General features: G+C 66.8%; 22 protein-coding genes. 4 read left to right on the top strand and 18 right to left on the bottom strand.

What is annotated here, in order from left to right:
- Positions 1-44 precede the first annotated feature (44 nt).
- A complete protein-coding gene (locus tag M2428_RS15840; RefSeq protein WP_277526908.1) occupies positions 45-803 on the top strand; it encodes an MBL fold metallo-hydrolase in 759 nt (252 codons plus the stop codon).
- A gap of 112 nt (positions 804-915) precedes the next feature.
- Here the strand turns inward: M2428_RS15840 and M2428_RS15835 are convergent, their stop codons facing one another.
- Both M2428_RS15835 and M2428_RS15830 read right to left on the bottom strand, forming a co-directional pair.
- Positions 916-2,964 carry a phage holin family protein gene (locus tag M2428_RS15835; protein WP_277526907.1) on the bottom strand — a complete coding sequence of 683 codons (2,049 nt, stop codon included), beginning with the start codon at positions 2,962-2,964 and terminating at the stop codon, positions 916-918.
- A gap of 142 nt (positions 2,965-3,106) precedes the next feature.
- Positions 3,107-3,271 (bottom strand): SPOR domain-containing protein, encoded by a 165-nt coding sequence (locus M2428_RS15830; RefSeq protein ID WP_018772367.1) that lies wholly within the window; start codon positions 3,269-3,271, stop codon positions 3,107-3,109.
- Positions 3,272-3,400: 129 nt separating this feature from the next.
- On the opposite strand from M2428_RS15830, the gene map reads away from it, so the two are divergent.
- The gene (map, locus tag M2428_RS15825) at positions 3,401-4,279 is read left to right on the top strand and encodes a type I methionyl aminopeptidase (protein WP_277526905.1); all 879 of its coding nucleotides are present in this window, start codon (positions 3,401-3,403) and stop codon (positions 4,277-4,279) included.
- A 97-nt stretch (positions 4,280-4,376) separates the two neighbouring features.
- Positions 4,377-5,180 (top strand): polyphosphate--glucose phosphotransferase, encoded by an 804-nt coding sequence (gene ppgK / locus M2428_RS15820; protein ID WP_277526904.1) that lies wholly within the window; start codon positions 4,377-4,379, stop codon positions 5,178-5,180.
- Between the two features lie 202 nt (positions 5,181-5,382).
- On the opposite strand, the gene nrdR is transcribed toward ppgK, so the two are convergent.
- The 3 genes from nrdR to M2428_RS15805 all read right to left on the bottom strand — a co-directional run bounded on the left by nrdR (position 5,383) and on the right by M2428_RS15805 (position 8,042).
- Complete coding sequence (gene nrdR / locus M2428_RS15815; protein ID WP_277526903.1) at positions 5,383-5,886, bottom strand: transcriptional regulator NrdR; 504 nt, start codon at positions 5,884-5,886, stop codon at positions 5,383-5,385.
- A 163-nt stretch (positions 5,887-6,049) separates the two neighbouring features.
- On the bottom strand, positions 6,050-7,435 hold the full coding sequence (hisD, locus tag M2428_RS15810) for a histidinol dehydrogenase (protein WP_277526902.1): 1,386 nt from the start codon (positions 7,433-7,435) through the stop codon (positions 6,050-6,052).
- A gap of 43 nt (positions 7,436-7,478) precedes the next feature.
- Positions 7,479-8,042: a hypothetical protein gene (locus tag M2428_RS15805; RefSeq protein ID WP_277526901.1), complete on the bottom strand. Its 564-nt coding sequence runs from the start codon at positions 8,040-8,042 to the stop codon at positions 7,479-7,481.
- 196 nt (positions 8,043-8,238) lie between these two features.
- On the opposite strand from M2428_RS15805, the gene M2428_RS15800 reads away from it, so the two are divergent.
- Positions 8,239-8,697, top strand: a complete 459-nt coding sequence (locus tag M2428_RS15800; RefSeq protein ID WP_090583640.1) for a flavin reductase family protein — start codon at positions 8,239-8,241, stop codon at positions 8,695-8,697.
- 76 nt (positions 8,698-8,773) lie between these two features.
- On the opposite strand, the gene dnaE is transcribed toward M2428_RS15800, so the two are convergent.
- From dnaE to ftsW, 13 genes are all read right to left on the bottom strand, one after another.
- Entirely contained in the window at positions 8,774-12,331 is a 3,558-nt protein-coding gene (dnaE, locus tag M2428_RS15795) for a DNA polymerase III subunit alpha (RefSeq protein WP_277526900.1), read from the bottom strand.
- Positions 12,332-12,478: 147 nt separating this feature from the next.
- Positions 12,479-13,447, bottom strand: a complete 969-nt coding sequence (locus tag M2428_RS15790) for an RluA family pseudouridine synthase (RefSeq protein WP_277526947.1) — start codon at positions 13,445-13,447, stop codon at positions 12,479-12,481.
- A 112-nt stretch (positions 13,448-13,559) separates the two neighbouring features.
- Positions 13,560-14,138: a signal peptidase II gene (gene lspA, locus M2428_RS15785; protein WP_277526899.1), complete on the bottom strand. Its 579-nt coding sequence runs from the start codon at positions 14,136-14,138 to the stop codon at positions 13,560-13,562.
- Positions 14,139-14,291: 153 nt separating this feature from the next.
- Positions 14,292-14,987 carry a DivIVA domain-containing protein gene (locus tag M2428_RS15780; protein WP_277526898.1) on the bottom strand — a complete coding sequence of 232 codons (696 nt, stop codon included), beginning with the start codon at positions 14,985-14,987 and terminating at the stop codon, positions 14,292-14,294.
- A gap of 163 nt (positions 14,988-15,150) precedes the next feature.
- On the bottom strand, positions 15,151-15,459 hold the full coding sequence (locus tag M2428_RS15775) for a YggT family protein (RefSeq protein WP_277526897.1): 309 nt from the start codon (positions 15,457-15,459) through the stop codon (positions 15,151-15,153).
- A 136-nt stretch (positions 15,460-15,595) separates the two neighbouring features.
- The gene (sepF, locus tag M2428_RS15770; RefSeq protein ID WP_277526896.1) at positions 15,596-16,126 is read right to left on the bottom strand and encodes a cell division protein SepF; all 531 of its coding nucleotides are present in this window, start codon (positions 16,124-16,126) and stop codon (positions 15,596-15,598) included.
- Positions 16,127-16,213: 87 nt separating this feature from the next.
- A complete protein-coding gene (locus M2428_RS15765; protein WP_277526895.1) occupies positions 16,214-17,011 on the bottom strand; it encodes a YggS family pyridoxal phosphate-dependent enzyme in 798 nt (265 codons plus the stop codon).
- Positions 17,004-17,750 carry a polyphenol oxidase family protein gene (locus M2428_RS15760; RefSeq protein ID WP_277526894.1) on the bottom strand — a complete coding sequence of 249 codons (747 nt, stop codon included), beginning with the start codon at positions 17,748-17,750 and terminating at the stop codon, positions 17,004-17,006. Before M2428_RS15760 ends, M2428_RS15765 begins: the two co-directional genes overlap by 8 nt.
- A 114-nt stretch (positions 17,751-17,864) precedes the next feature.
- Entirely contained in the window at positions 17,865-19,082 is a 1,218-nt protein-coding gene (ftsZ, locus tag M2428_RS15755; RefSeq protein ID WP_277526893.1) for a cell division protein FtsZ, read from the bottom strand.
- Positions 19,083-19,401: 319 nt separating this feature from the next.
- Positions 19,402-20,322, bottom strand: coding sequence for a cell division protein FtsQ/DivIB (locus M2428_RS15750; RefSeq protein ID WP_277526892.1), 921 nt, complete (start codon positions 20,320-20,322; stop codon positions 19,402-19,404).
- A complete protein-coding gene (gene murC / locus M2428_RS15745) occupies positions 20,315-21,715 on the bottom strand; it encodes a UDP-N-acetylmuramate--L-alanine ligase (protein WP_277526891.1) in 1,401 nt (466 codons plus the stop codon). Before murC ends, M2428_RS15750 begins: the two co-directional genes overlap by 8 nt.
- Positions 21,716-21,719: 4 nt before the next feature.
- Positions 21,720-22,844 carry an undecaprenyldiphospho-muramoylpentapeptide beta-N-acetylglucosaminyltransferase gene (murG, locus tag M2428_RS15740; protein WP_277526890.1) on the bottom strand — a complete coding sequence of 375 codons (1,125 nt, stop codon included), beginning with the start codon at positions 22,842-22,844 and terminating at the stop codon, positions 21,720-21,722.
- Between the two features lie 10 nt (positions 22,845-22,854).
- Complete coding sequence (gene ftsW / locus M2428_RS15735; RefSeq protein WP_277526889.1) at positions 22,855-24,456, bottom strand: putative lipid II flippase FtsW; 1,602 nt, start codon at positions 24,454-24,456, stop codon at positions 22,855-22,857.

The raw sequence follows: 24,456 nt of genomic DNA, 5'->3' as shown, positions 1-24,456 counted from the left end.
GCTGGCTTGACGCAACAGCTGACCTAAACAGCGGGGCGCCCGGCATGAGAATCACCTGGCTTGGTCACTCCACGGTGGTTCTGGATCTCGACGGGCTTCGGGTCCTGACCGATCCGCTGCTTCGTCCCCATGCCGGGCTGCTGCGTCGTTTGGCACCGCGGCCGGACCCGGCGTCGTGGAGCCGGCCGGACGTGGTGCTCCTCTCCCACCTGCACCACGACCACGCCGAGTTGCGCTCCCTGCGCATGCTCCGCGGGGCAGCGCTGATGAGCGCTCCGGCGAACGTTGCCTGGCTACGTCGCCGAAAGCTGCCGCACACAGTTCCGCTGGGCGACGACTGGACCCCGGTAAGCAGCGGGGTCCAGATTCGCCAGGTCCCGGCCGAGCATCGCAGCCGCCCCATGCCGCACCGACCCAACGACGCCAATGGCCAGCTCGTTCGGGGCCCATCGGGCATCGTCTGGATCGCCGGGGATACGGGATTGTATCCGGAGATGGCCGCGATTCCCGCCATGGCTGGAGGGCCTATCGATGTAGCCCTGGTACCGGTCTGGGGGTGGGGACCACGGCTCTCGGCGGGGCACCTGTCTCCGGAGAGCGCCGCCCAGGCTGTCGCGATGAGCGGTGCGCGGTTCGCCGTCCCGGTGCATTGGGGAACGCTGCACCCTCCGTTCTTCGCACACTTTGCCCGGGGCTGGTTCGAGCAGCCCGGGCAGCGGTTTGCTGACGCGATAGCGGAGCAGGCTCCTGGCTGCACGGCAGTGGTCCTCGCACCCGGCCAGTCCTGGGTGGCGCCCGCGTGAGTCACTCAGCCCAGACATTCAGCCCAGGCACTCAACCCAGTCACTCAACCCTGTCACTCACCGCCGCTCACTCAGCCCTGCTTACTCACCCTCGCTGATTCAACCCAGTCACTCAACCCCGGGACGTCGTCGTGGCGCGCTGGCCGCAGGACTCGAGCATCGTCACCAGCACCCGGTGGAGCTCTCCGGCGCCTTCGATCCGGTCGGGCAGCCCCACCATGAGATCGGTCGGGCCGATCAGCACGGCGCGGTCCTGCCAACCGCCGAGGCCCCCGTGGGATCCGACGAGGCCTTCGAACGCTGAGACGTCGTCGGTCACGGGATCAACCGTGCTGTTGACGTACAGATCCGGCGCCTCGGGGTGCAGCAGGGCACGGGCGAGCACCCGCGCCGCGTGGGACCCGAAGCCGGCCAACGGATCCGTGCCTTCGACCGCGCCGCTGGCGAGGTCGAGCCGCCCGCCGCTTCCGATCGCCCACGCCCGGCCGTCTTCATCGATTCCCGCGACGAACCCGACGCCGGGGTGGCCCGCCAGGCCGGGGATCAGGGCTGGCCACTGACTCTCGAGGGCTTGGAGAGTCAGGCGCCGGTCACCCCGCACGTAGATCAGGCCCAGGTTGCCGGAGCCCAACACGACCACCGGATCCTCGGCGTCGCCGCCTGAGCCAGAAGTCTGCGGTGCCGCCGTCTCTTGTGCCTTGGTCAGCACCTCGTCGGCACGGCCGGCCAGTTTCCCGGTCATCCCGCCGGCCGCGATGTCACCGGCGATGGAGTCCGCGCGGCCGAGCCCTTCGACGGACGCGTCCACGTTCTGAACCTGTTCATTCATGAGTTCCGCGCACAGCTCGCCGAGCGCCTGCCCATACCGGTCCGCGAACGGGGTGCCCTGGGATTGGCCGTGGTCCGAGAGCACCACCAGCCGATAGCGGCGGGGCGCTGTCCCGGCGAGCTGGGCCAGGGATCCGAGCGTGCGGTCCAGGCCATCCAGAGCGGCGAGCGATTCGGGCCGGAACATGCCGGCGTGGTGGGCGATCTCGTCGTAGTCGACGTAGTCGACATAGATGCTCTTCGTGCCGCGACGCAGTTCCTCCGCCACCAAGGCCGTGTTCAGGTCTCGCAGCAGGCCGTTGGTGACTGCTCGCAGCAGGGCGAAGGTCCAGTCTCGATGCACCCGCGGGTTGAGATCCCGTCTAACCTGCCTCCGGGCTTGCCAACGCTCCTTGAGGATCTCCCCCACTGTCCGCGTGAAGCTGCGCATGAACCCATTCGGCGAAGCGAAAAACCAGGCGAACGCGCGACGGGTTTGGGTGGAGCCGCGCCGGGCCTCCACCCGGCTCATCGTCAAGAGCGATCGGGGCGCGTCGCCGGTGAACAAATTCGAAATAGAGACGCCGTCGTCGCAGAGCAGTCCTTGGCCGGTGCTGTGCCTTTCCTCGATCACCCGGGCGTCTGCCGGACGGTTGGCCACCAGGACCCGTTTGAGCTCACGGTCATACCAACGGAAGGCGGGGATCCCGTCTACGGTGCCGTGCAGAATGCCCAGCTGGCTGGCCGGCGTGGTGCATGGCAGCTGCGGAGTCCATTCACGGAACTGGTAATTCCCCGACGTCAGCCAGCGCCGGATATGGGGCACTGCCCCGGACTGAACCGCCCACTGCAATACCGGGAAGGGAACACCGTCGAGCTGCACGAACAGGACGCCGTCAATCTCTGGATCGCTCACCGTTTCCTGCCGGCGTGCCCTTCCGGCCAGTGAGGTGATGAGTCCGTCATCGGTTCCGGCCGTAGTGGCCCACGAGATCAGCGTGCCCACGACGGCACTGACCCAGGTTGCGGCAAGTGCGGTCCATGCCGTCGACTCGATGCCCGGCACCAGGCGGATGGCGACGTACATGATCAGGGCCTGCCCGATGAAAGCAATAAGAAGCACCGCCAGCCAGCCCACCCTCGCGGAGACCTCCACCAGCGCGGGGCGGAGGACCAGACCGACGATGCCGGCCACCGCTGCCACGGCGGCGTAAGCCCACCAGCTGGTTGCCGAGAAGCCAGGCAGCAGCGCGCCGGTGATAATGAGGGCTACCGTCGAGGCAGCCCAGGCAACGGCCAGCCTGGCCAGGTCGGTGACTCGGGCGCCGCGGGTGCGCATAACGCTCGTCGGCATTTTCTCAGTATGGCTGGCCGCAACCGTCTGGAACTCACCCTCACAGGGTGAGAATGACGGGCTGAGAAAAATCAGTCCCCGTGCCCGGGGTCCGGTCCGCGACTGCCTGCGATGCCCTCACTGGCGCGGCTCGCCGAGCGGGTTAGTCGTCCTCGTCCTTGTCCCACGCCTCGTTACGCGCCTTGACCTTTTCCAGGGCGTGTTCGGCTTCCTCACGGGTCTTGTACGGTCCGATCAGCTGACTCCAGTCGGACATCGCGTCTTCCTCGATTTCGTGAGTGTTGACGTTGTACCAGTATTCGGGCATCGGGGTTCCTTCACTGTTTGTCCGGCTGATTTCCTGCGGTTTTTTCCTGCTGTTTCCGGAGGTATGTTCCGGGCCGATTTTCCGGGCTCTGTTTTCCGGGCAAAGCCCGGGGGCTTATATGATCAATCTATGCCTTCTCTAGCCTCAACTGCACCCATTGGCACGCTTGTCCCGGGGACAGTGAGCCCGCAGCTTCCCGTACCGCCGTCCATCCCGCGTCCGGAATATGTGGGCAAGCCGGCTCCGGCAAAGTTCACCGGCTCAGAGGTCAAGTCGGCGGAGATCATTGAAAAGATCCGGATCGCCTCCAAGATTGCTGCCCAGGCCATCGTGGAGGTCGGCAAGCACATCGAACCGGGCGTCACCACCGACCACCTGGACCGGGTGGGCCACGAGTTCCTGCTGGACCACAATGCATACCCGTCCACCCTCGGCTACCGGGGCTTTCCGAAGTCACTGTGTTCGTCCCTCAACGAAGTCATCTGCCACGGGATCCCGGACAGCACGCTGGTTCAGGACGGCGACATCCTCAACATCGACATCACGGCCTTCGTCGGCGGCGTTCACGGCGACACCAACTACACCTTCCTGGTCGGCGATGTGGACGAGGAATCCCGCCTCCTCGTCGAGCGCACCCGGGAATCGCTGAACCGCGCCATCCGGGCCGTAGCTCCGGGACGCGAAATCAACGTGATCGGCCGGACCATCGAGTCCTACGCAAAACGCTTCGGCTACGGCGTGGTCCGTGACTTTACCGGACACGGAGTCGGCGAAGCTTTCCACACCGGGCTGATCATTCCGCACTACGACGCCGCGCCCGCATACAACACCACGATAGAAACCGGTATGGTGTTCACGATCGAGCCAATGCTGACCCTGGGCACCGTTGACTGGGACATGTGGGCCGATGAATGGACCGTGGTAACCCGCGACCGCAAGCGCACTGCCCAGTTCGAGCACACCCTGCTCGTCACGGAGTCCGGTGCCGAGGTCCTCACGCTGCCCTGACCGACCGCTCCACTCGCTGTTTCCCTGAACCTCCCGCTCTTTCACCTGCCGGCCCGCCCGGTCACCACAGCCCGCCCCTGCCACGAACGGAACGACATTGGCCAAGAAGGACGAAAAGTCGAAGAAGCACGCACCCTTGATCGGTATTGACATCGGCGGGACCGGTATCAAGGGCGGGATCGTGGACCTGAAGAAGGGGAAGCTGATCGGTGACCGTGTGCGCTTCCCCACGCCGCAGCCCTCCACCCCCGAGTCCGTGGCCGAAGTCGTCGCCCTGGTTGTCGCTGAGCTCACGGCACGTCCTGACGCCCCCGATGCCAGCAGCCCCGTGGGAGTCACCTTCCCCGGCATCATTCAGCACGGCGTGGTCCACTCGGCCGCGAACGTGGACAAGTCCTGGCTGGAAGCCGACATCGATGGCATGCTCACGGCACGTCTTGGCCGCCCCGTGGAGGTCATCAACGACGCCGACGCCGCCGGCCTCGCCGAGGCCCGCTTCGGTGCCGGCGAGGGGATCGACGGCACCGTCCTGGTCATCACCCTTGGCACCGGCATCGGTTCGGCCTTCATCTTCGACGGCAAGCTGGTCCCCAACGCCGAGCTCGGCCACCTGGAGATCGACGGCTTCGACGCCGAGACCAAGGCCTCGGCCGTGGCCCGTGAGCGCGACGGCCTCAGCTGGGAGCAGTACAGCGTGCTGCTGCAGCGCTACTTCTCCCATGTGGAGTTCCTGTTCTCTCCCGAACTCTTCATCGTGGGCGGCGGCATCTCCAAGCGCGCCAACGAGTACCTGCCGCACATGAAGCTCCGCACTCCGATCGTCCCGGCCGAGCTGAAGAACGACGCCGGGATCGTGGGCGCGGCCATCGAGATTGCGCTGAAGCACAAGCTGGCCAAATAAAGGCCCCTTGGGCTGTAGAAGCCAATTGAGCTATCACTCCGGGTCGTTCTGAACGCTGGGAACGACCCGGAGTGATAGCTCAATTTTTTGGAGCCGGTGGTGGCCGCGGCTTCCCCTCCGCTGCCACCACCGGAGTCTGTGGTGGATCCTAGGACACAGTCACTGGGACAAAAGATTCACAAAATTCACGACGGAACTGCATCTACGACGGCGCTTGGAGCGGGCGCTTGTCCGGGCTCTTGCCGTCCCGGCCCTTGGTCTCGGCCTCGTGGCGAAGCAGGGAAATGGCCGATTCGAAGTCTTCCAGCGATTCGAAGGCCTGGTAGACGCTCGCGAACCGCAGGTAGGCGACCTCGTCGAGACGCTGCAGCGGCTCCAGGATTGCCAGCCCGACTTCGTGGGCATCGATTTCGGCGGCGCCGGAGCCCCGGATCGTTTCCTCGACTTCCTGCGCCAGCAGGGCGAGATCGTCCTCGGTGACCGGACGGCCCTGGCAGGCCTTGCGGACGCCGTTGATGACTTTGCTGCGGCTGAAGGGCTCGCCGACGCCGGAGCGCTTGATGACGGTCAGGCTGGTGGTTTCCACCGTGGTGAACCGACGGCCGCATTCGGGGCACTGCCGGCGGCGCCGGATTGCGGAGCCGTCGTCGGCGATCCGGCTGTCTACAACGCGCGAATCGGGGTTTCGGCAGAACGGGCAATACATGTCGGTTCCTCCCCTGTCGCAATCCGCAGTCAGTGCTGTATCAGGGCCGGTGCCACTGGCGCGGAAACCGCGGCAGTCAACGCTGCCCTGTGTCCCCAGTTTACGACTAGATGTAGCTGAATAACAAGCCTGTAATTACTACATGTAGTGGTCTGGGCCCTGGTTACCGGGCGGCGAACCGCACTGTGACGGCCTCGCCGTGCGCGGGCAGGTCCTCCGCGCCGGAGAGGCTGACGATGTGGCCGCTGACCTGCTCCAGTGCGGAGCGGGTGTAGTTGATGACCTGGATGGCCCGCAGGAACGTTGTCACATTCAGTCCGGAGGAGAAGGCCGCCGTGCCGCTGGTGGGCAGCACGTGGTTGGAGCCGGCGCAGTAGTCGCCCAGGCTCACGGGGCTGTAGTCCCCTACGAAGATCGCACCGGCGCTGCGGATCCGGCCGGCCACCCGGGCGGCATCGGCGGTCATGATTTCAAGGTGTTCCGCGGCGTACGCGTCACAGGCGGCGATGCCCTGCTCCAGGTCCTCGACCAGGACGACGCCGGACTGCGGGCCCGAGAGTGCCTCGCGGACGCGGCTGGAGTGCTTGGTGGCTGCGGCCTGCCGTTCAAGTTCCACGCGGACGTCGGCGGCGAGAGCCTCGGAGTCCGTGAACAGAACCGATGCCGCCTTGGGGTCGTGCTCGGCCTGGCTGATGAGGTCCGCGGCCACGAGGGCGGGACTGGCGGTGGAGTCGGCGAGGATCGCAATCTCCGTGGTGCCGGCCTCGGAATCGATCCCGACAACCCCCTTGACCAGCCGCTTGGCAGTCGCCACGAAGATATTGCCCGGACCTGTCACGACATCCACGGGGTCGATCCCGGGGAGGCTGCCGGCGCCGGACGCGTCCGCCGGAATGCCATAGGCGAAGGCGGCGATGGCCTGCGCCCCACCGATCGCGTAGACCTCCTCGATGCCCAGCAGACAGGCCGCGGCCAGGATCGTGGGGTGCGGGAGGCCGCCGAAATCCTTTTGCGGCGGCGAGGCCAGGGCAATCGATTCGACGCCGGCAGCGAGGGCCGGGACCACGTTCATGATCACCGAGGACGGGTAGACCGCCAGGCCGCCGGGGACGTAGAGACCCACCCTCGCCACGGGCACCCAGTTCTGGCTGACGACGGCGCCCTCGCCGAGTTCGACGTCGATGTTCGCCGGACGCTGGGCGTCGGCGAAGGCGCGGGCCCGCTTGATGGACTCTTCGAGTGCCGCGCGTACGGCGGGATCCAAGCCCTCAAGGGCCGCACGCAGCGCCTCGGCCGGGACCCGGGGGTGCGTCTGCTCGACGCCGTCGAAGGCCAGTGCCAGTTCCCGGAGTGCGCCGAAGCCGCGAGTCCGGACGGCGGAGATGATGTCCAGGACCTTGCCCTCGGCGTCGGCCATGGTGCCGGACTGTGCCCGGGGCACGGCAGCGCGGAGTCCGGCGAGGGACAGTTGCGCACCGCGCACGTCCACCGTGCGGAAGTTGAGGGCGGCGGTCATCGGGGTCACGGGGCTGTCAGGAGTTAGGCTCACCCGATCATTTTACGTGTCCTGCCGCGGCGGGCCGGCACTGGCCTCAGCGGCGGGGTTTGCCGCCGGAGCCAGGGAAGAGGCTGTTCAGGAAGATGGCCAGGGCGATCGCCGCGGGCCAGATGGCGAGGACCGCATAGGAGCGCAGTGAGAAGGCGACGCTGGCGCTGGCCGAGGTATCCGCCGGCGCGCCCCACCATTGGGCGCTGAGCACGCCGGTTCCCCACGCGATGAGCGCGCCGGCAGCGCCGGCGAGGACTACCAGGATGACGGTGCGGGGGCCGGGCTGGTGGTGCTTGGTGCCGGCGACGAAGGACCCGGCGATGCACCCGGCGAGCAGGCACAGCCCTGCCAGCACCAGGTCCCTGGGCAGCCAGGTGGCGGTGTTGGTGCCGGCGGCGAGGTCCGGGTTTCCCGTCAGGAGATTTAGGCCCGACGGCGCCAGCAGCCACCAAAGCAATCCCACCGGGATGCCGGCGGCCGCGATGACCGCGGCCTTCCGCCACGGGGTCCCGCCGGGTCCGGGCTGCTGCTCGGGATTCTCGGGCCGGACCGGCTGCGCGGGCTCCCCGGCATGGTGGACGGGGCCGTCTACTGCGGGCTGTGTCATGCAACAAACGGTAACAAGGATTCTGCAGGCGCATGGCGAAGCCCCGGCAGCACATGACGGCGGAAGTAAACAAAATGCCGCAGTCGATCGCCGGCGCAATACGCTGGCAGAGTAGGAAGTACGACACGCACGTGCAGCAGGGAGTTGGATCGCAGTGGCCACAGATGAAGGAATCTTCGAGGGAACGTTCAAGGAAATGTTCCGCCGGCACGCGGCGGGCGTGGCCATCATCACGGCCAACCACAACGGCGTGCCGTTCGGATTCACGGCAACCTCAGTGGCGTCGCTGTCCGCCAAGCCGCCGCGCTTCACGTTCAACATGGCCAGGACCTCCAGCTCATGGCCGGCGGTGGCGAACACGACCTACATTGGCGTTCACATGCTCGGGCTGGAGAACCAGGAGCTCGCCGACCGCTTCGCCCGGGCCGGCAACCGGTTCGACGGCGACCACTGGGAGCTCGGACCCCACGAGGTGCCCGTGCTCAAGGGAGTCAGCGGCTGGCTGATCGGCAAGGTCCAGATGCGGCTCTCCTTCGAGAACAACGCCGTTGTGGTGGTCGAGGTGGTGGAGGGCCAGGTCGGCGACGACGGCACTCCCCTGCTGTACCACTCCGGGGCCTACAGCCAGCCCGTGCCGCTCGACTACGAGATCTGAGGGCCCCAGTCGGCCACTGGTGAGCGGCGCTGGCTACCCGCCCTAGTGGCCGGAACTCCGGGGCAACTGACCCGCGCTAGTTGTCCAGGCAGGTCGGGCCGAGCAGCACCTTCAAGTCGCCAAACAGGGACGGGCTCGGGTTGACGCGCAAATGCACCGGCAGGCCCATGACCTCCACCCGGGTGTCACCCTGCAGGTGCAGCCGGACCTCGGAGTTTCCGCGGTGGGTCCGCAGCACGTCGCCCAGCTCAGTGACCACGGCCTCGGTTGCCTTGTGCGTGGCCATGGTGATCACCACGGGCCCGTTCTGGCTGTCGCTGAGGTCCGGCACGGAAAGTTCCATGCAGTTCAAGGTGACGGCACCGTCGTCGCGCCGTTGCAAGCGTCCCTTGACCACCACGATCAGGTCCTCCGCGAGCACCGAGGCGATGGGGCCATAGACCTGGCCGAAGAACATGACCTCCATGGAACCGGCGAGGTCCTCGATCTCGGCGCGGGCGTAGGCGTTGCCGCTGGCCTTGGCGATCCTTCGGCTGAGCGAGGTGATCATGCCCGCGATGGTCACGATCGAGCCGTCCGGCGGGCCGTCCTCGGCGATGATCGAGGTGATCGACCGGTCGGCGTGCTGGCTCAGGAGCCCTTCCAGCCCTTGCAGCGGGTGGTCGGAGACGTAGAGGCCGAGCATGTCGCGCTCGAACGCCAGCTTGTCCTTTTTCTCCCATTCCGGCAGGTCCGGGATCTCCGTGCTGAGCGAGGCCTCGGGCTCCTGGTCCTCAAAGCCGGCGAAGAGGTCGAACTGGCCGATCGCCTCGTTGCGCTTAAGGGTGATGACGGAGTCGATCGCCTCTTCATGGATCATGGCCAAGGCGCGCCGGGGGTGGCCCAGCGAGTCGAAGGCGCCGGCCTTGATCAGGGATTCGATGGTGCGCTTGTTGCAGACCACCGCCGGGACCTTCAGGAGGTAGTCCTTGAAGGAGGTGTAGGCGCCTTCTTTTTCTCGTGCCGCCACCATGGCTTCGACGGCGTTCACACCGACGTTGCGGATGGCGCCCATGCCGAAGCGGATGTCGGTGCCAACAGGGGTGAAGTTGAGGGCTGACTCATTGACGTCTGGCGGCAGCACCGTGATGCCCATCCGCCGGCATTCGTTGAGGTAGATGGCCGACTTGTCCTTGTCGTCGCCCACCGAGGTCAGCAGGGCAGCCATGTATTCCGGCGCATAGTGCGCCTTCAGATATGCGGTCCAGTAGGAGATTACGCCGTAGGCGGCCGAGTGCGCCTTGTTGAAGGCGTAGTCCGAGAACGGCAGCAGGATGTCCCAGAGGGTCTTGACCGCGGCCATGGAATAGCCGTTGTCCTGCATGCCCTGGGAGAAGCCGGCGAACTGCTTGTCCAGCTCGGACTTCTTCTTCTTGCCCATGGCGCGGCGCAGGATGTCGGCCTGGCCCAGGGTATAGCCGGCGAGCTTCTGCGCCACGGCCATGACCTGCTCCTGGTACACGATCAGCCCGTAGGTCCCGCCGAGGATTTCGGAGAGCGGCTCCTCGAGCTCCGGGTGGATCGGGATGACCTCTTGGATCTTGTTCTTGCGCAGTGCGTAGTCGGTGTGCGCGTTGGCGCCCATGGGTCCGGGCCGGTAGAGGGCCAGAACGGCGGAGATGTCTTCGAAGTTGTCAGGCTTCATCAGCTTGAGCAGAGAGCGCATGGGTCCGCCGTCGAGCTGGAAAACGCCCAGTGTGTCTCCCCGGGCCAGCAGCTCGTAGGACTCCGTGTCATCCAACTCGAGGGTTTCGAGGTCGAGGTCGACGCCGCGGTTCATCTTGATGTTTTCCAGGGCATCGGAAATGATCGTCAGGTTTCGCAGCCCGAGGAAGTCCATCTTGATCAGGCCGAGGCCCTCGGACGTCGGATAGTCGAACTGGGTGATGACCTGGCCGTCCTGGAACCGGCGCATGATCGGAATCACGTCGATGATGGGGTCCGAGGACATGATGACACCGGCGGCGTGCACGCCCCATTGCCGCTTCAGGCCCTCAATGCCCAGTGCCGTCTCGAAGACCTTGGCAGCCTCCGGGTCCGTGCTGATCAGCTGGCGGAAGTCCCCCGCCTCGCTGTAGCGCTTGGACTGGGGGTTCTGGATGTCCGCGAGCGGAATGTCCTTGGCCATCACGGCCGGCGGCAGCGCCTTGGTCAGCGTCTCGCCCATGCTGAACGGGTAGCCCAGCACGCGCGAGGAGTCCTTGAGGGCCTGTTTGGTCTTGATGGTGCCGTAGGTGACGATCATCGCCACACGTTCGTCGCCGTACTTGCGCGTGACGTAGTCGATCACTTCGGAGCGGCGCCGGTCATCGAAGTCGACATCGAAGTCAGGCATGGAGACGCGGTCCGGGTTGAGGAAGCGTTCGAAGATCAGGCCGTGGTGCAGCGGGTCAAGGTCGGTGATGCGCATGGCGTACGCCACCATGGAACCGGCACCGGAGCCACGCCCGGGACCGACGCGGATGCCGTTGTTCTTGGCCCAGTTGATGAAGTCGGCCACCACGAGGAAGTAGCCCGGGAAGCCCATGGAGGTGATGACTTCCAGCTCATAGTCGGCCTGCTTGCGGACCTTGTCCGGGATGCCCTGGGGATAGCGGTATTGGAGTCCCTTATCGACTTCCTTGACCAGCCAGGACGTTTCGTCCTCCCCCTCCGGGCAGGGGAACCGGGGCATGTAGTTGGCGCCGGTGTTGAACGAGACCTCGCAGCGCTCGGCGATCAGGAGCGTGTTGTCGCACGCCTCCGGGTGGTCGCGGAACAGCTCCCGCATTTCCTGCGGTGACTTCAGGTAGTAGCCGCTGCCGGAGAAGGCAAAGCGCGAGCCGCCGTTGTCGTAGGTCGGCTCCAGGAGGGTGGAGCCGGACTGGATGGCCAGCAGGGCCTCATGCGCCTTCGCGTCGTGCTCGTGCGTGTAGTGCAGGTCGTTGGTGGCCACGAGCGGCAGGTTCAGGTCCTTGGCCAGGCGCAGCAGGTCACCGGTGACGCGCCGCTCGATGTCCAGGCCGTGGTCCATGAGCTCGCAGAAGTAGTTCTCCGCGCCAAAGATATCGCGGAACTCGGCCGCGGCCTCAAGCGCTTCGCGGTACTGGCCCAGGCGCAGCCGGGTCTGGACTTCACCGGACGGGCAGCCGGTGGTGGCGATGAGCCCTTCCGAGTACGTGTTCAGCAGCTCACGGTCCAGCCGGGGCCATTTGCCGAAGACCGAGTCCAATGAGGCGATCGAGGAGGCCCGGAAAAGGTTCCGCATGCCCACGTTGTTGTAGCTGAGCAGGGTCATGTGCGTGTAGGAGCCACCGCCGGAAATGTCATCCTTGCGCTGGTGCTCCTCGCCCCACCGCACACGGGTCTTGTCCGTGCGCGCGGTCCCGGGAGTCACATAGGCTTCGACGCCGATGATGGGCCTGATGCCCTGGTCAGTTGCCCGCTTCCAGAAGTCGAAGGCGCCGAACAGGTAGCCGTGGTCCGTCGTGGCGAGGGCCGGCATGCCGAGCCGCTCGGTTTCGTCGAACAGCTCACCGAGCCGGGCGGCACCGTCCAGCATCGAGTACTCGGTGTGGTTGTGGAGATGGACAAACGAGTCGTTGCTGGAAGTCACCGCACCATTCTAGTGCCGAGCCACGACGGCGGCGTGCAACCACGACGGCGGAAGCGGAACCTGCCGGACAGACCGGCGGATCCGCCGGCCGAAACCAGGGGCAAGACCGAGGGCCGGAGCGGATCGGGCCGCCCGGCCCGGACCGGCTCAGGCGTCTCCGGACTCCAGGACCTCAAGCGCGTACTTCAGGTCCTGCGGGTACTCGCTGGCTACGGTAACCCGCTCCCCCGTCCGCGGGTGGTCGAAGGAGAGTTCCCGGGCGTGCAGCCACTGCCGGGTCAGTCCGAGGGTGGCGGCCAGCCGCGGGTCGGCGCCGTAGGTGAGGTCACCGGCGCAGGGGTGCCGCAGGGCCGCAAAGTGCACACGGATCTGGTGGGTCCGGCCGGTTTCGAGGTGCACCTCTACCAGGGAGGCCTTCCCGAAGGCTTCCAGGACCTCGTAGTGCGTCACCGAATCACGGCCGTCCTCGATCACGGCGAACCGCCAGTCATGGCCCGGGTGACGGCCAATGGGCGCGTCGATGGTGCCCGCCAGCGGATCGGGAAGGCCCTGGACCACGGCGTGGTAGACCTTGTCCACAGTGCGTTCCTTGAAGGCCCGTTTGAGCACGGTGTAGGCGTTTTCGGTTTTGGCGACCACCATGACGCCGGAGGTCCCGACGTCGAGCCGGTGGACGATGCCGGCGCGCTCGGGGGCGCCCGACGTCGAGATTCGGTAACCGAGCCCGGCGAGGCCACCCACCACGGTGGGCCCCACCCAGCCGGGCGAGGGGTGCGCTGCCACGCCCACCGGTTTGTCGATGACTACAAATTCGTCATCGTCCAGCAGGATCAACAGGTCGTCCACAACTTCCTCCACGATTTCCAGGGGATCCCTGCGGTCCGGCACGACGACGTCGAGCACGGTGCCGAGGGTGAGCTTGAGCGACTTCCCGACCCGCTGGGCATTGCTGGTGACGTTGCCCTCGGCGATCAGCGTGGCTGCCTGGGAGCGGGAGATGTCCATCAACCTGGCCAGGCCGGCGTCCACGCGGGAGCCGGCGAGGTCCTCCGGGACGGTGAACTGGCGGTGCCCGGCAGTTGCAGCACCGGCTTCACCGGCAGCATCAGCCGCCACGTCGTCAGACGCGTCGGCTGCCAGGTCGTCTGCGAGGCTGTCGGCGACGTCCGGCGCCAGATCCTGCGGCATTTCCTCCGCGGCGCGTCCTGCGGCGTTTCCTGAGGTAGTTTCAGACATCTTTGGCCACCGTATCCTTCGTGTGGCGTGAGCCGTCCAGGGAGATCCCGCGGAGGGTGAGCAGGCAGATAATCACGACGGCGGAGACCACGGCCGAGTCTGCGATGTTGAAGATCGCGAAGTTTGGGAGCTGGATGAAGTCCACCACGTGGCCCTGCGCGAAGGACGGCTCGCGGAACAGCCGGTCAGTGAGATTGCCGAGTGCGCCGCCGAGTAGCAGCCCCAGCGCCAACGCCCACCAGAGCGAGCCGAGCTTGCGCAGCTGCAGCAGGATCGCGACGGACACGGCCGCCATGATGATCGTGAACACCCACGTGACGTTCTCGCCGATCGAGAACGCGGCGCCGGAGTTACGGATGTAGAACCAGTGCAGCAGCGGCGGAAAAACGGGGATCCGCTCGCCCTCGGTCATGGTGCTGGTGACCCAGAGCTTGGTCAGCTGGTCGAACACGTAGGCGAACACCGCGAACGCAGCGAACAGGGCAAACAGTCTTGCCCGGCGCGGCCGGGGGTGCACAGGCTGTGCCGCCTCGACAGGCTGCATGGCGTCTGGTGATGGTGCGTCAGTCATAGGGCTTTCGTTCGGGAGCCAGTGCGGAGACCGGGGGGTCAGGTACCCGGCTAGCGCCAGGCACCGGACCGGTGGCGGCACGTTGCGGAAAAGTGAAAAGCCGGCGGCCGAGGAAACCTCAGCCACCGACTTTCAGAATACTTTGCTTTTTGCCTAGCTATTGGCTTCGACCTCAGGGGCCGCAACGGAGCCACGGGCATCGAGGTCACGGAGCTGGCCTTCGATGTAGGCCTTCAGGCGTGAGCGGTAGTCACGCTCGAAGCCGCGAAGCTGCTCGACCTTGCGTTCCAGCACGGAGCGCTGCTGCTCGAGGGCACCAAGGATCTTGCGGGACTTTTCCTGCGCATCGTTGACGAGGCTGCTGGCCTCGATCTGGGCTTCAGCGATGATTTTGTCCCGCTGCTGCTCGCCGTCGGCGACGTGCTTGTCGTGCATCTGCTGCGCCATAGCCAGCAGGCCGGCGGCGGACTCGGAAGCCGGAGTGGCAGCGGTACGCGCCGGTTCGACTGCCTGGGCTGCCTTGGCAGCCTGCTCGGCTTCCTTCTTCTTGGCAGCTTCTGCGGCCGCCTTTGCCTTGGCCTCGGCCTCGGCCTTGGCGGTGTCTTCCTTCTCGGCCTTGACGGGCGCCGGGACCTTTTCCACCACAGGTGCGGCGGCTGCGGAGCTGGCAGGCGTGCCGGCGCCGGATTCGGCGAGCTTCTTGCGGAGCTCGTCGTTCTCCTGGTTCAGGCGCCGAAGTTCGACGACGATCTCGTCCAGGAAGTCATCAACCTCGTCCTGGTCGTAGCCTTCGCGGAACTTGGTCGGCTGAAAGCGCTTGTTGACAACGTCTTCTGGCGTCAAAGCCATCTGGTCACCTCGTTGGTCTAGTTAGTCAGTAGGCCTTCCGGCCGTCAAAACTACGGTACCTAAATATGGTCTGGTTCCTCTAATTCAACACCGCAGTGTCAAACCGGAGTTTCATTCGGTGAGGGTCTGGGCCCGGGCAAGTCGCATGCCCGGCCCCGGGGGCTCATGCTGCGATCGGCTGGGCGTACACCAGGCCCTTGACGATCCACATCGCCACGCTGACGGCCACGAACAGGAGCAGGAAGCCGATGTCCAGTGAAATTCCGCCCAACCGCAGCGGCGGGATGAGCCGGCGTAGCAGCTTGAGGGGCTTGTCCGTGACCGAATACACAGCATGGGCCGCCACGAGTGCCATGCCGCGCGGCCGCCAGCTTCGGGCAAACATCTGCACCCAGTCGTAGACCAGGCGGATGATCAATGCCACGAAGAAGAGCAACAGAGCGATATAGACGAGTCCGAAAACAATTCCCATGAGCTAACTCATATCTCCATGTTCATTCCGGATACCGCAGTGTCCTAAGAAAAGTGTCACTTCTATTTCAACACGGATAATTCCGCACGGATGCCAGGCGGGTGTCCCCGCCTGGCATCCGTAACGATATTCGGGCCTAGCTTTGGTTGAAGAAACTTGCCTGGGTCTCGCTGACCTTCTTGTCATCGCCAATGACCTCGATGTACGACGGCGAGAGCAGGAACACCTTATTCGTCACCCGTTCGATGCTGCCGCGGAGGCCGAAGACGAGTCCGGCGGAGAAGTCCACGAGGCGCTTGGCGTCAGCCTCGCCCATGTCTGTGACGTTCATGATGACGGGGATGCCATCGCGGAAGCTTTCACCAATGAGCTTGGCGTCGTTGTACGACCGCGGATGGATGGTAGTGATTTGCCGGAGTCCGGTGGTCTCTTCGCGGCTCGATGCCGCACGCTTGATGGGTGTCACAGGTGCGCGATATTCCTCTTCAGCGGCGTGAGGCTCTTCCCGGGGGACCTCGCGGACGGGCGCCGGAGCACGTCGTTCCTCGCGGTCCTGCTCCACGGATTCGTCCTCATCCTTGTGCGGTGTGGGGTGCTCAGACTCGTAGTGTTCGTCGCCGTCGGCGAGCCCAAGATAGATCATTGTCTTGCGCAGAGCGCCAGCCATGGTCGACTCCTAATCTTGTCCGTAAGCGGGCCGCTTAGTGACTAGACAGCCTTGGAATCCCCGCCATTATCTTCCAATACGTCGAACTTACCGCAGGGCCGGACGCGGACCGAGAATATCGGAGCCTATGCGCAGGTGTGTCGCCCCGGATCGGACCGCCTCTTCGAGGTCCTGGCTCATTCCGGCGGATATTCCCGTGGCGCCCGGATATTGTTCAGCCAGCCGCCCGGAAATGCCTGCCAGCTTCTCGAAGGCAACCGCCGGATCCGCCCCGAGCGGGGCTACGGCCATGACGCCGGCGAGCCTCAGTCCGGCAGCACCGGCCAGCTGTTCGGCCAGTGCGGGGACCTCGTCGGGGGCTGCGCCGCCGCGGTGCGCTCCTGCGTCCTCGTCCAGGCTGACCTGGATGAAACACTCCAGGGGCGGGCGCCCGGTGCGTTCGCTTTCGGCGGCCATCGCCTTGGCGAGGGCGGAAGCCAGCGCCTCCCGGTCCACGGAGTGCACCGACGCGGCGTACTTCACCACGGACTTGGCCTTCTTGCTTTGGAGCTGGCCGATGAAGTGCCAGCTCAGGCCGAGGTCTTCGAGCTGCGCCGCTTTGTCGGCGGCCTCCTGGTCCCGGTTTTCCCCGACGTCGGTAACGCCCAGCGACGCCAGCCGCCGGACGTCCTGCGGAGGATGGAATTTGGTGACGACGATCAGGCGTGGCGGCGTCGCCTGGCGGCCGGCGGCGGCCACGGCGGCGTCGATCCTGCGGCGGACGGCCGCGAGGTTCGCCTCCAGCTGGGCAAGCCGCGGGCCCTCCAGCGCGTCCTCCCGGTTCTCCCCCGGCACGTTGACCGGCTTGAACGTGCTTGTGTCCGGTACATCCACCGGCTCAGTCATGGCCATCCGCCCTTGCCCCATGCGTCCCGTGCGCCCCGTGCGTCCACACCAGCCCCGCGAAGCGGCCGGTGCGGTTGTCGCGGCGGTAGGAGAAGAGGGTGTCGTCCTCGAGTGTGCAGCCCCCGGAGTATTCGATCGCGACGCCCGCTGCCTCCAGCTGGCTCCGGACACCTGCCGGCAGGTCCAGGCCGGGGGCGCCGGTGGATGTGGTGCACCACGTGGCAGGTACGGCTGCGGCAACGTCCGCGCGCAGGCCTTCCGGGACCTCGTAGCAGCGGCCGCAGACCGAGGGCCCAATCCAGGCGCTGATGCTGTCCGCGCCGAGCTCCCGCAGGCGAGCCACGGCGGCGGGCACCACTTCGGCGGCAACGCCGGGCCGTCCGGCGTGGACGACGCCGAGCACAGGTGCCCCGGCCACGTCCTCGCCGACCAGTACCACGGGCACACAGTCCGCCACCAGGACGGCCAGCGGCTCGGTCAGGGAGACCAGGGCATCGGCTGTGGGGGCAGCGGCCGCTGTCGTCGCCGTCGAGCCGACGATCGTGGCGACGTCATTGCCGTGGACCTGGTTCATGTACCGGAAGGAGCGCCCGCCGAGCCCGGCGGCCGCTTCGAGCTCGGCACGCCTGCGGCGGACCGCCGCGGGGTCATCGCCAACATGCAGTGCCAGGTTCCCGGCTCCGGCGTCGGTGAAGGCCACCCACACGCCCGGCCGGACTTCAGCCCGCCAGCAAAACAATCACAACACCGCCATCGACATGTCCGGAATATCTACGTTCATACAATCCACCGTATCCCGCCGCAAAGCAGCATGGCACCGCCGGACGGCAGTGCCATGCTGAAGCGGAACGATTTACTTGAGGAAGTCCGGGACATCCAGGTCATCGGAGTGCCGGCCGGACAGGTCCGGCTCAACGACGGCCGGGAGGTCGACGTCGAAGCCCGAATCGGCCGGTACCGCGGAGGGACGCTGCTGGCCCCAGCCGCCGTAGCCGGAGGCGCCGACAGTGGCGTGCAGCGGCTGGACCGGGGCGGCGGCGGGTGCCTGGGCCGGAGCGGGGGCGGCGGACGTGGGCCGCTGCGGCGCGGCCGGCAGGGACTGGTCCATGGACGGGGAGGTGGCCTTGACGTCATCGAAGCCGGCGGCGATGACGGTGACGCGTGCCTCGTCGCCGAGGGCGTCGTCGATCACGGCGCCGAAGATGATGTTGGCCTCCGGGTGGGCGACTTCCTGGACCAGGCGGGCTGCCTCGTTGATTTCGAAGAGGCCCAGGTCCGAGCCGCCCTGGATGGAGAGCAGGACGCCGTGCGCGCCGTCGATCGATGCTTCCAGCAGCGGGGAGGCGATGGCCAGTTCCGCAGCCTTGACGGCACGGTCTTCGCCGCGGGCAGAACCAATGCCCATCAGCGCGGAACCTGCACCCTGCATGACGGACTTGACGTCAGCGAAGTCGAGGTTGATCAGGCCCGGGGTGGTGATGAGGTCCGTGATGCCCTGGACGCCGGAGAGCAGCACCTGGTCGGCGGAGCGGAATGCATCCAGGACGGAAACGTTGCGGTCGCTGATGGAGAGCAGTCGGTCGTTCGGGATCACGATCAGGGTGTCGACTTCGTCGCGCAGGGCGTCGATGCCGGCCTCGGCGGAGCCGGCGCGGCGGCGGCCCTCGAAGGTGAAGGGACGCGTCACGACGCCGATGGTCAGGGCGCCAAGGGAACGTGCGATCCGGGCGACGACGGGGGCGCCGCCGGTACCGGTTCCGCCGCCTTCACCTGCGGTGACGAAGACCATGTCCGCGCCCCGGATGACCTCTTCGATTTCATCGGCGTGGTCCTCGGCGGCCTGGCGGCCAACCTCAGGGTTCGCGCCAGCACCGAGACCACGGGTCAGCTCACGCCCGACGTCGAGTTTGACGTCGGCATCGCTCATCAACAATGCCTGGGCATCGGTGTTGATGGCGATGAATTCGACGCCGCGAAGACCGACCTCGATCATGCGGTTGACTGCGTTCACGCCACCGCCGCCGATGCCGACGACCTTGATGACGGCCAAGTAATTCTGCGGAGCTGCCACGTTACGTGTCCCTTGTTCGTGTACTAATGCGAAAACTGGTCGAGTCCTGCTTGAAGCTTTGAACCTTAACCTTCGACTTGAAGGTTATAGTTATGTCAAGTAACTCATGTCTGTGACGGTATTTCCTATGCCGGGGACATTCAATAACCGCCGCCGCGTGTCGCGCGAATACCGGGCAAATAGCCCCTGTATGTACTCCGGAGGGCAGCTAGACGTCCCCTGGGCGTCCCTCTGGTGGTCCCTCTGGGGCGCGCGGACGGATCCGCGTGCCTGCCAGCGCAGTGTTGGGCGTCCCGGAGCGCGGCGGAAGCGGCCGCAGCTACCGCGTAACAGGGTGCCGGGGCACGCTGACATCGTAAACGTTGACGGGGTTCTTCGGGTCGGCCGGGACCTTCAGGAGGGCGGAAAGGACCCGCGCCTTCAGTTCCTTCTCCCCCGCGTTGCCCCAAACTATTCTCTGCCCGTCGTCGAGTTTGAGTTCGACGGCGTCGGCGGAGGCGGCGGAGGCGTTGGAAAGCCGCGCAAGCACATCCGCCGGCAGTGCCCCCAGCACCGCTGTGATGGCCTGGAAGAGGTCCTTCGGAAGTGTTCCGCTGCCGCCGTCGATCACTGGGAGCGATACCGAGGCGGCATCCGCGGTGGTGCTGAGCTGGACACCGTCGACGTCCACCAACTGGAATGTCTTGCCCTGCTTGACCAGGGCCACGGGAATGCGCTCGGTGACGTGCACCTGCAAGGTGGCGGGCGGCAGCGCCTTCGCGGTGACGCCCTTGACCTGGACCAGCGGCTTGAGCAGGGCTGTGACCTCCTCCTCGCTGATCTGAGGCAGTGGCTTGCCCTGAAGGGGCGCGAGGGCGGCCTGAACCTGATCCGGCTTCAGCATTTTCGTGCCCTCCACAGTGACCGTCCGCAGGGCGAGCACCGGCGAGTAGACGGCGGCCGCGACGATCCCCGCCATCAGCACGGCCACGATGGCTATGGTGCTGAGAAGGATGCGCCGGCGGCGTTTGCCCTTGGGCTCAGGAAAGGACAGCACCTTGCCGGACCCAATATCCGCTGTGCCCTGCGGGTGCTGTGGTTTCTGCGGGTGCTGAGTGTTCTTCGAGTGGCCGCTCGCGGCGTCTGCGGCGTTCTTGGACGCTGAAATGACATCCGTGCCCGTTCCGCCGGACGGCGGCCGGGAGCCGGTTCCGGAAGCGTTGGATCCGCCCCGGTAGGTGGGCCTCCTGGTGCTAGGCACCGGCGGCCTCGATCGTGAGGGCATCGACAATCAGGGGCCCGTAGGCCGTGACGTCGCCAGCGCCTGCAGTCAGAACGATGTCCCCGGGTCCGGCGTCCGCCAGAAGCGCCTGCACAGCCTCCCCGCCCGGTCCGACGAGGCGGCCGCCGGAGCCCAGGTGCTCGGCGATCAGTCCGCTGGTGACACCGGGAATGGGATCTTCGCGGGCAGGGTAGATGTCCAGGACCAAGGCCGTGTCCGCAGTGTTGAGGGCTTCGGCGAACTCGCGGGCAAATTCGCGGGTCCGGGAAAACAGGTGGGGCTGGAAGAGTACGTGCACCTTATGCTGCCCGGCCACGGCCCGTGCCGCCGACAGGGCGGCCCGGACTTCCGTCGGGTGGTGGGCGTAGTCGTCGTAGACGCGGACGCCGCGCCCTTCCCCTTTGAACTCGAAGCGGCGCGAGGCGCCTGAGAAGTGGGCCAGTGCCGCCGCCGCGGTCTCCGGCTCGACACCGAGTTCAACCGCCACGGCGAAGGCGGCCGCAGCGTTGAGCGCGTTGTGCCTGCCCGGAACCTGGAGTTCGACGCCGAAGGTGCCGGCCGTCGTCGAGATCTCCACCTGGCCCGGTTCGGCGTCGTGCAGCCGGATGGCGGCGTCGGCCGCCGTCCCGTAAAGGACCACGCGGGTATTGCCGCGGGCCAGGGTGCGCTCGGCCAGGGCCCTGGCCCCGGGGTCGTCCGCGCAGGCAACAAGGACGCCGTCGGCCGGGAGCAAGGCCGTGAAGCTGTCGAACGAGGCGTAGACGGCCTCGGCGGTGCCGTAGAAGTCCAGGTGGTCCGGCTCGACGTTGGTTACTACGGAGATCATAGGGCGGTAGTTCAGGAAGGAGCCGTCTGACTCGTCGGCCTCCGCCACGAAGATCCCCGCGGTGCCGTGGGCCGCGTTGACGCCGAGCGCCGGGACGTTGGCGCCGATGGCGAACGACGGGTCCAGTCCGGCGCCCTGCAGCAGCACCGTGATCATGGAGGTTGTGGTGGACTTGCCGTGCGTTCCGGCGACCGCCACCACGGTGTCATCCGCCATGGTGGCGGCCAGCGCCTCGGAGCGGTGCAGCACCGGTAGCCCGGCGGCGCGCGCCGCCGCGAGCTCGGGGTTGTCGGGCCGGATCGCCGAGCCGGCGACCACCGTCTCGGCGTCGCCGAGGTTGCCGGGCGCATAGCCGACGGCGATCCGTGCCCCGGCGGCTGCGAGGTCTTCCATGACGGGCAGGGACTTGGCGTCGGAGCCGCTCACCGGGATGCCGCGCGCCACCATGATGCGGGCAACGGCGGACATGCCGACGCCGCCGATGCCGATGAAGTGAACGCGGCCGAGGGATTCGAGGGAACGCGTTCCGTGTTGGGGCTGGGTCATTGCTCTACTGCTTCCTGCCGTGCTGGTTTGAGGACGCGACCTCGAGGATGAGATCGGCCATGCGCCGGTCCGCGTTCCGGATGCCGAGCTGTTCGGAGCTGGCGGCCATCCGGGCCAGCTTGCCCGGGTCCAGCAGCAGGGGAATGATGTTCTCGCGGATCCAGTCGACGGAGAAGGCCTTGTCGTCGACGATCAAGGCGCCGCCTGCGGCGACGAGGCCCGCAGCATTCAGCGCCTGCTCGCCGTTGCCAATGGGCAGGGGGACGAAGACGGCGGGCACGCCCACCGCGGCCACCTCGCAGACGGTGGCAGCTCCGGCACGGGCCAGCAGCAGGTCCGCCGCGGCGTAGACGGTTTCCATGCCGTCCACGTATTCCACCTGCCGGTATCCCGGCGCGGCGAGCGGCTTGCCGTCGGCGTCGTGCACGGACTTGCCGCGTCCGGTGATGTGCAGAGTCTGCACGCCGGCGTCGGCGAGGGCTCCCACGGCCGCGGCGAGGGACCGGTTGATGCTCTGGGCGCCGGAGGAGCCGCCCGTGACGATCAGCGTCGGCTTGTCCGCGTCCAGCCCGAGCGCCTGCCGCGCACCGGCCCGGGCGGCCGCGCGGTCGAGGCCGGAAATTTCGGGGCGCATTGGCATGCCGACGTGCCGCGCGCGGCCCAGTTTGGTCGCGGCGAAGGCGACGGCCACGTGGGCGCCGAGGCGTGCGCCGACACGGTTGGCCAGGCCGGGGCGCGTGTTGGCCTCGTGGACCACAATCGGGATCTTCCGGCGCCGGGCCGCGACGTACATCGGCGTGCACACATAGCCGCCGACTCCCACGAGGACGTCGGCGTCTGCCTCATCCAGGATGGAGCCCGCCTGCTTCACCGCACCGGCCATCCGGCCCGGAAGCCGGAGCAGGTCAGCGGACGGCTTGCGCGGGAGCGGGACCTTACTGATGGTGGCGAGGTCCAGCCCGGCCGCCGGGACCAGCCGCGCCTCCATCCCGCCGGGGGTCCCCACAGCCAGGAGCTGCACTCCGGGGCGGGACTGCCGGAGGGCCCCGGCAATGGCCAGCAGCGGGCTGATATGGCCGGCGGTTCCGCCGCCGGCAAGGACCACGGACAAGGGCGTCTCGGTGTTCATGAAGGGCTGTTTACGCTTTCGTACGGTTTTTGGAGGCGGAGTTCTTGATGGTGGGAATTTTGCCTGCAGAGTTCTTGCTGGCGGGGACCTTGGCCGATGACTTGTAGGCCACGTTCCGGGCGGGGTTCCCGGAGCCGTTCCCGGCGCCCTTGGCGCCGGGCTTGGTGCCGCTCTTGGCGCCGGGACGGGCGGCGGACCGGCTGGCTGCAGTGCTGACGGCCCGGGCAGCGCGGGCGCGCCGCACGGAATTCGCGAAGGCGGCCGGGCCGAACCTGAGCATCTTCTTCGGCTGCATGCCCGGGTCCATCTGGGCCCGGGCCAAGGACAGGACGACGCCGATTGCGCACAGCGACATCAGCAGGGCCGAGCCGCCGTAGGAAATGAAGGGCAACGGGACGCCGATCACCGGTGCCAGCCCGGTGACTACGGCCATGTTGACGCTGGCCTGGCCCAGCAGCCAGACCATGATCGCGCCGGCCAGGACGCGGTGGAAAACATCGTGCTGTGCGACGACGACGCGGTAGATGGCGGTGCCGAGGATGGCGAAAAGGACCAGGACGACGAGTGTCCCCACCAGCCCGAGTTCCTCGCCGATGATCGCGAAGATGAAGTCGTTGTGCGCTTCCGGGATCCAGCTGTACTTCTGCCGGCTCTGGCCCAGTCCGACGCCGAACCACCCACCGGACGCGAGCCCGTACAGGCCGTTGGTGGACTGGTAGTTCAGGTCTGAGCCATCGGCGCAGGTCTGGCCCGTCCAGGACAGGATGCGGCACATCCGGTTCGGGCTCGTGACGGCGAGGACCGTCGCGCCAATGGCCAGTAACGCCCCGGAAATGGCGAAGAAAGAGAGCCTTACGCCGGCGAAGAACAGTGCGGCGGCCACGATGATCATCACAATCATGGCCGTGCCGAGGTCGTTTCCGGCGAGAATGAGGACCAGGACCACAGCAGCGCCCGGGAACACGACGGGAATGAGCGCGTGGCGCCATTCCTGGAGGAGCTTCGCTTTGCGGTCAAGCACCGTGGCCATCCAGAGCGCGAGGGCAAGCTTCGCGGCTTCGGAGGGCTGGAAGGTGAACGGGCCGACGTCGATCCAGTTCTGGTTACCCAGGGCGCTCCGTCCCACGAGAAGGACCAGGCCCAGCAGCGCAATGGCCAGGAGCATGAGCCACCAAGCGACGCGCCTGAGCCAGACGACGTTGACGCGTGAGAGGACAAACATCGCGAAAACACCAAGCGCGGCGAATCCGCCCTGTTTGAGGGCGGCGGAGTACGGCGACTCCCCCGCCGCGATGGCTTCCACGCTGGAGGCGGAGAGGACCATCATGATGCCGATCGCCGTCAGGGCCAGGGTGGAGCCAAGGATCAGGTAGTACGTGGACCCGTTGCGGGACTTGCCGGTGCCTTCGAGCGCGGACCAGAAGCCGCGGTTCCAGGCAAGCACCCGGGCTGCCGGTGTGACGGCGGGCCTGCCGGCCGTTGGCGCGGCACCCGCGGCGGTCCTGGTGCCGACGGTCCTGCTGCCGGGGGTTCTGGTGCCGGCGGGCTTGCCACTGGTGGCCCCGCCTCCGGCGGATGGTGCCGCCGTCGTACGTGTGGGCGTGCTGACCAT

Source organism: Arthrobacter sp. ES3-54 (genome assembly GCF_029504395.1).
In the GTDB taxonomy this organism is placed as follows: Bacteria; Actinomycetota; Actinomycetes; order Actinomycetales; family Micrococcaceae; genus Arthrobacter.
The sequence above is the reverse complement of the archived record's forward strand: the minus strand, read 5'-3'. Positions and strand labels throughout refer to the sequence as shown.

Bases quoted from the DNA above. Each gene is read 5' to 3' on its own strand.
- murC (WP_277526891.1), bottom strand. From the start codon at position 21,715: ATGACCCAGCCCCAACACGGAACGCGTTCCCTCGAATCCCTCGGCCGC.
- M2428_RS15835 (WP_277526907.1), bottom strand. From the start codon at position 2,964: ATGCCGACGAGCGTTATGCGCACCCGCGGCGCCCGAGTCACCGACCTG.
- map (WP_277526905.1), top strand. From the start codon at position 3,401: ATGCCTTCTCTAGCCTCAACTGCACCCATTGGCACGCTTGTCCCGGGG.
- M2428_RS15775 (WP_277526897.1), bottom strand. From the start codon at position 15,459: ATGGGAATTGTTTTCGGACTCGTCTATATCGCTCTGTTGCTCTTCTTC.
- M2428_RS15800 (WP_090583640.1), top strand. From the start codon at position 8,239: ATGTTCCGCCGGCACGCGGCGGGCGTGGCCATCATCACGGCCAACCAC.
- M2428_RS15830 (WP_018772367.1), bottom strand. From the start codon at position 3,271: ATGCCCGAATACTGGTACAACGTCAACACTCACGAAATCGAGGAAGAC.
- M2428_RS15840 (WP_277526908.1), top strand. From the start codon at position 45: ATGAGAATCACCTGGCTTGGTCACTCCACGGTGGTTCTGGATCTCGAC.
- murG (WP_277526890.1), bottom strand. From the start codon at position 22,844: ATGAACACCGAGACGCCCTTGTCCGTGGTCCTTGCCGGCGGCGGAACC.
- lspA (WP_277526899.1), bottom strand. From the start codon at position 14,138: ATGACTGACGCACCATCACCAGACGCCATGCAGCCTGTCGAGGCGGCA.
- M2428_RS15780 (WP_277526898.1), bottom strand. From the start codon at position 14,987: ATGGCTTTGACGCCAGAAGACGTTGTCAACAAGCGCTTTCAGCCGACC.
- ftsW (WP_277526889.1), bottom strand. From the start codon at position 24,456: ATGGTCAGCACGCCCACACGTACGACGGCGGCACCATCCGCCGGAGGC.
- M2428_RS15765 (WP_277526895.1), bottom strand. From the start codon at position 17,011: ATGACTGAGCCGGTGGATGTACCGGACACAAGCACGTTCAAGCCGGTC.
- M2428_RS15805 (WP_277526901.1), bottom strand. From the start codon at position 8,042: ATGACACAGCCCGCAGTAGACGGCCCCGTCCACCATGCCGGGGAGCCC.
- nrdR (WP_277526903.1), bottom strand. From the start codon at position 5,886: ATGTATTGCCCGTTCTGCCGAAACCCCGATTCGCGCGTTGTAGACAGC.
- sepF (WP_277526896.1), bottom strand. From the start codon at position 16,126: ATGGCTGGCGCTCTGCGCAAGACAATGATCTATCTTGGGCTCGCCGAC.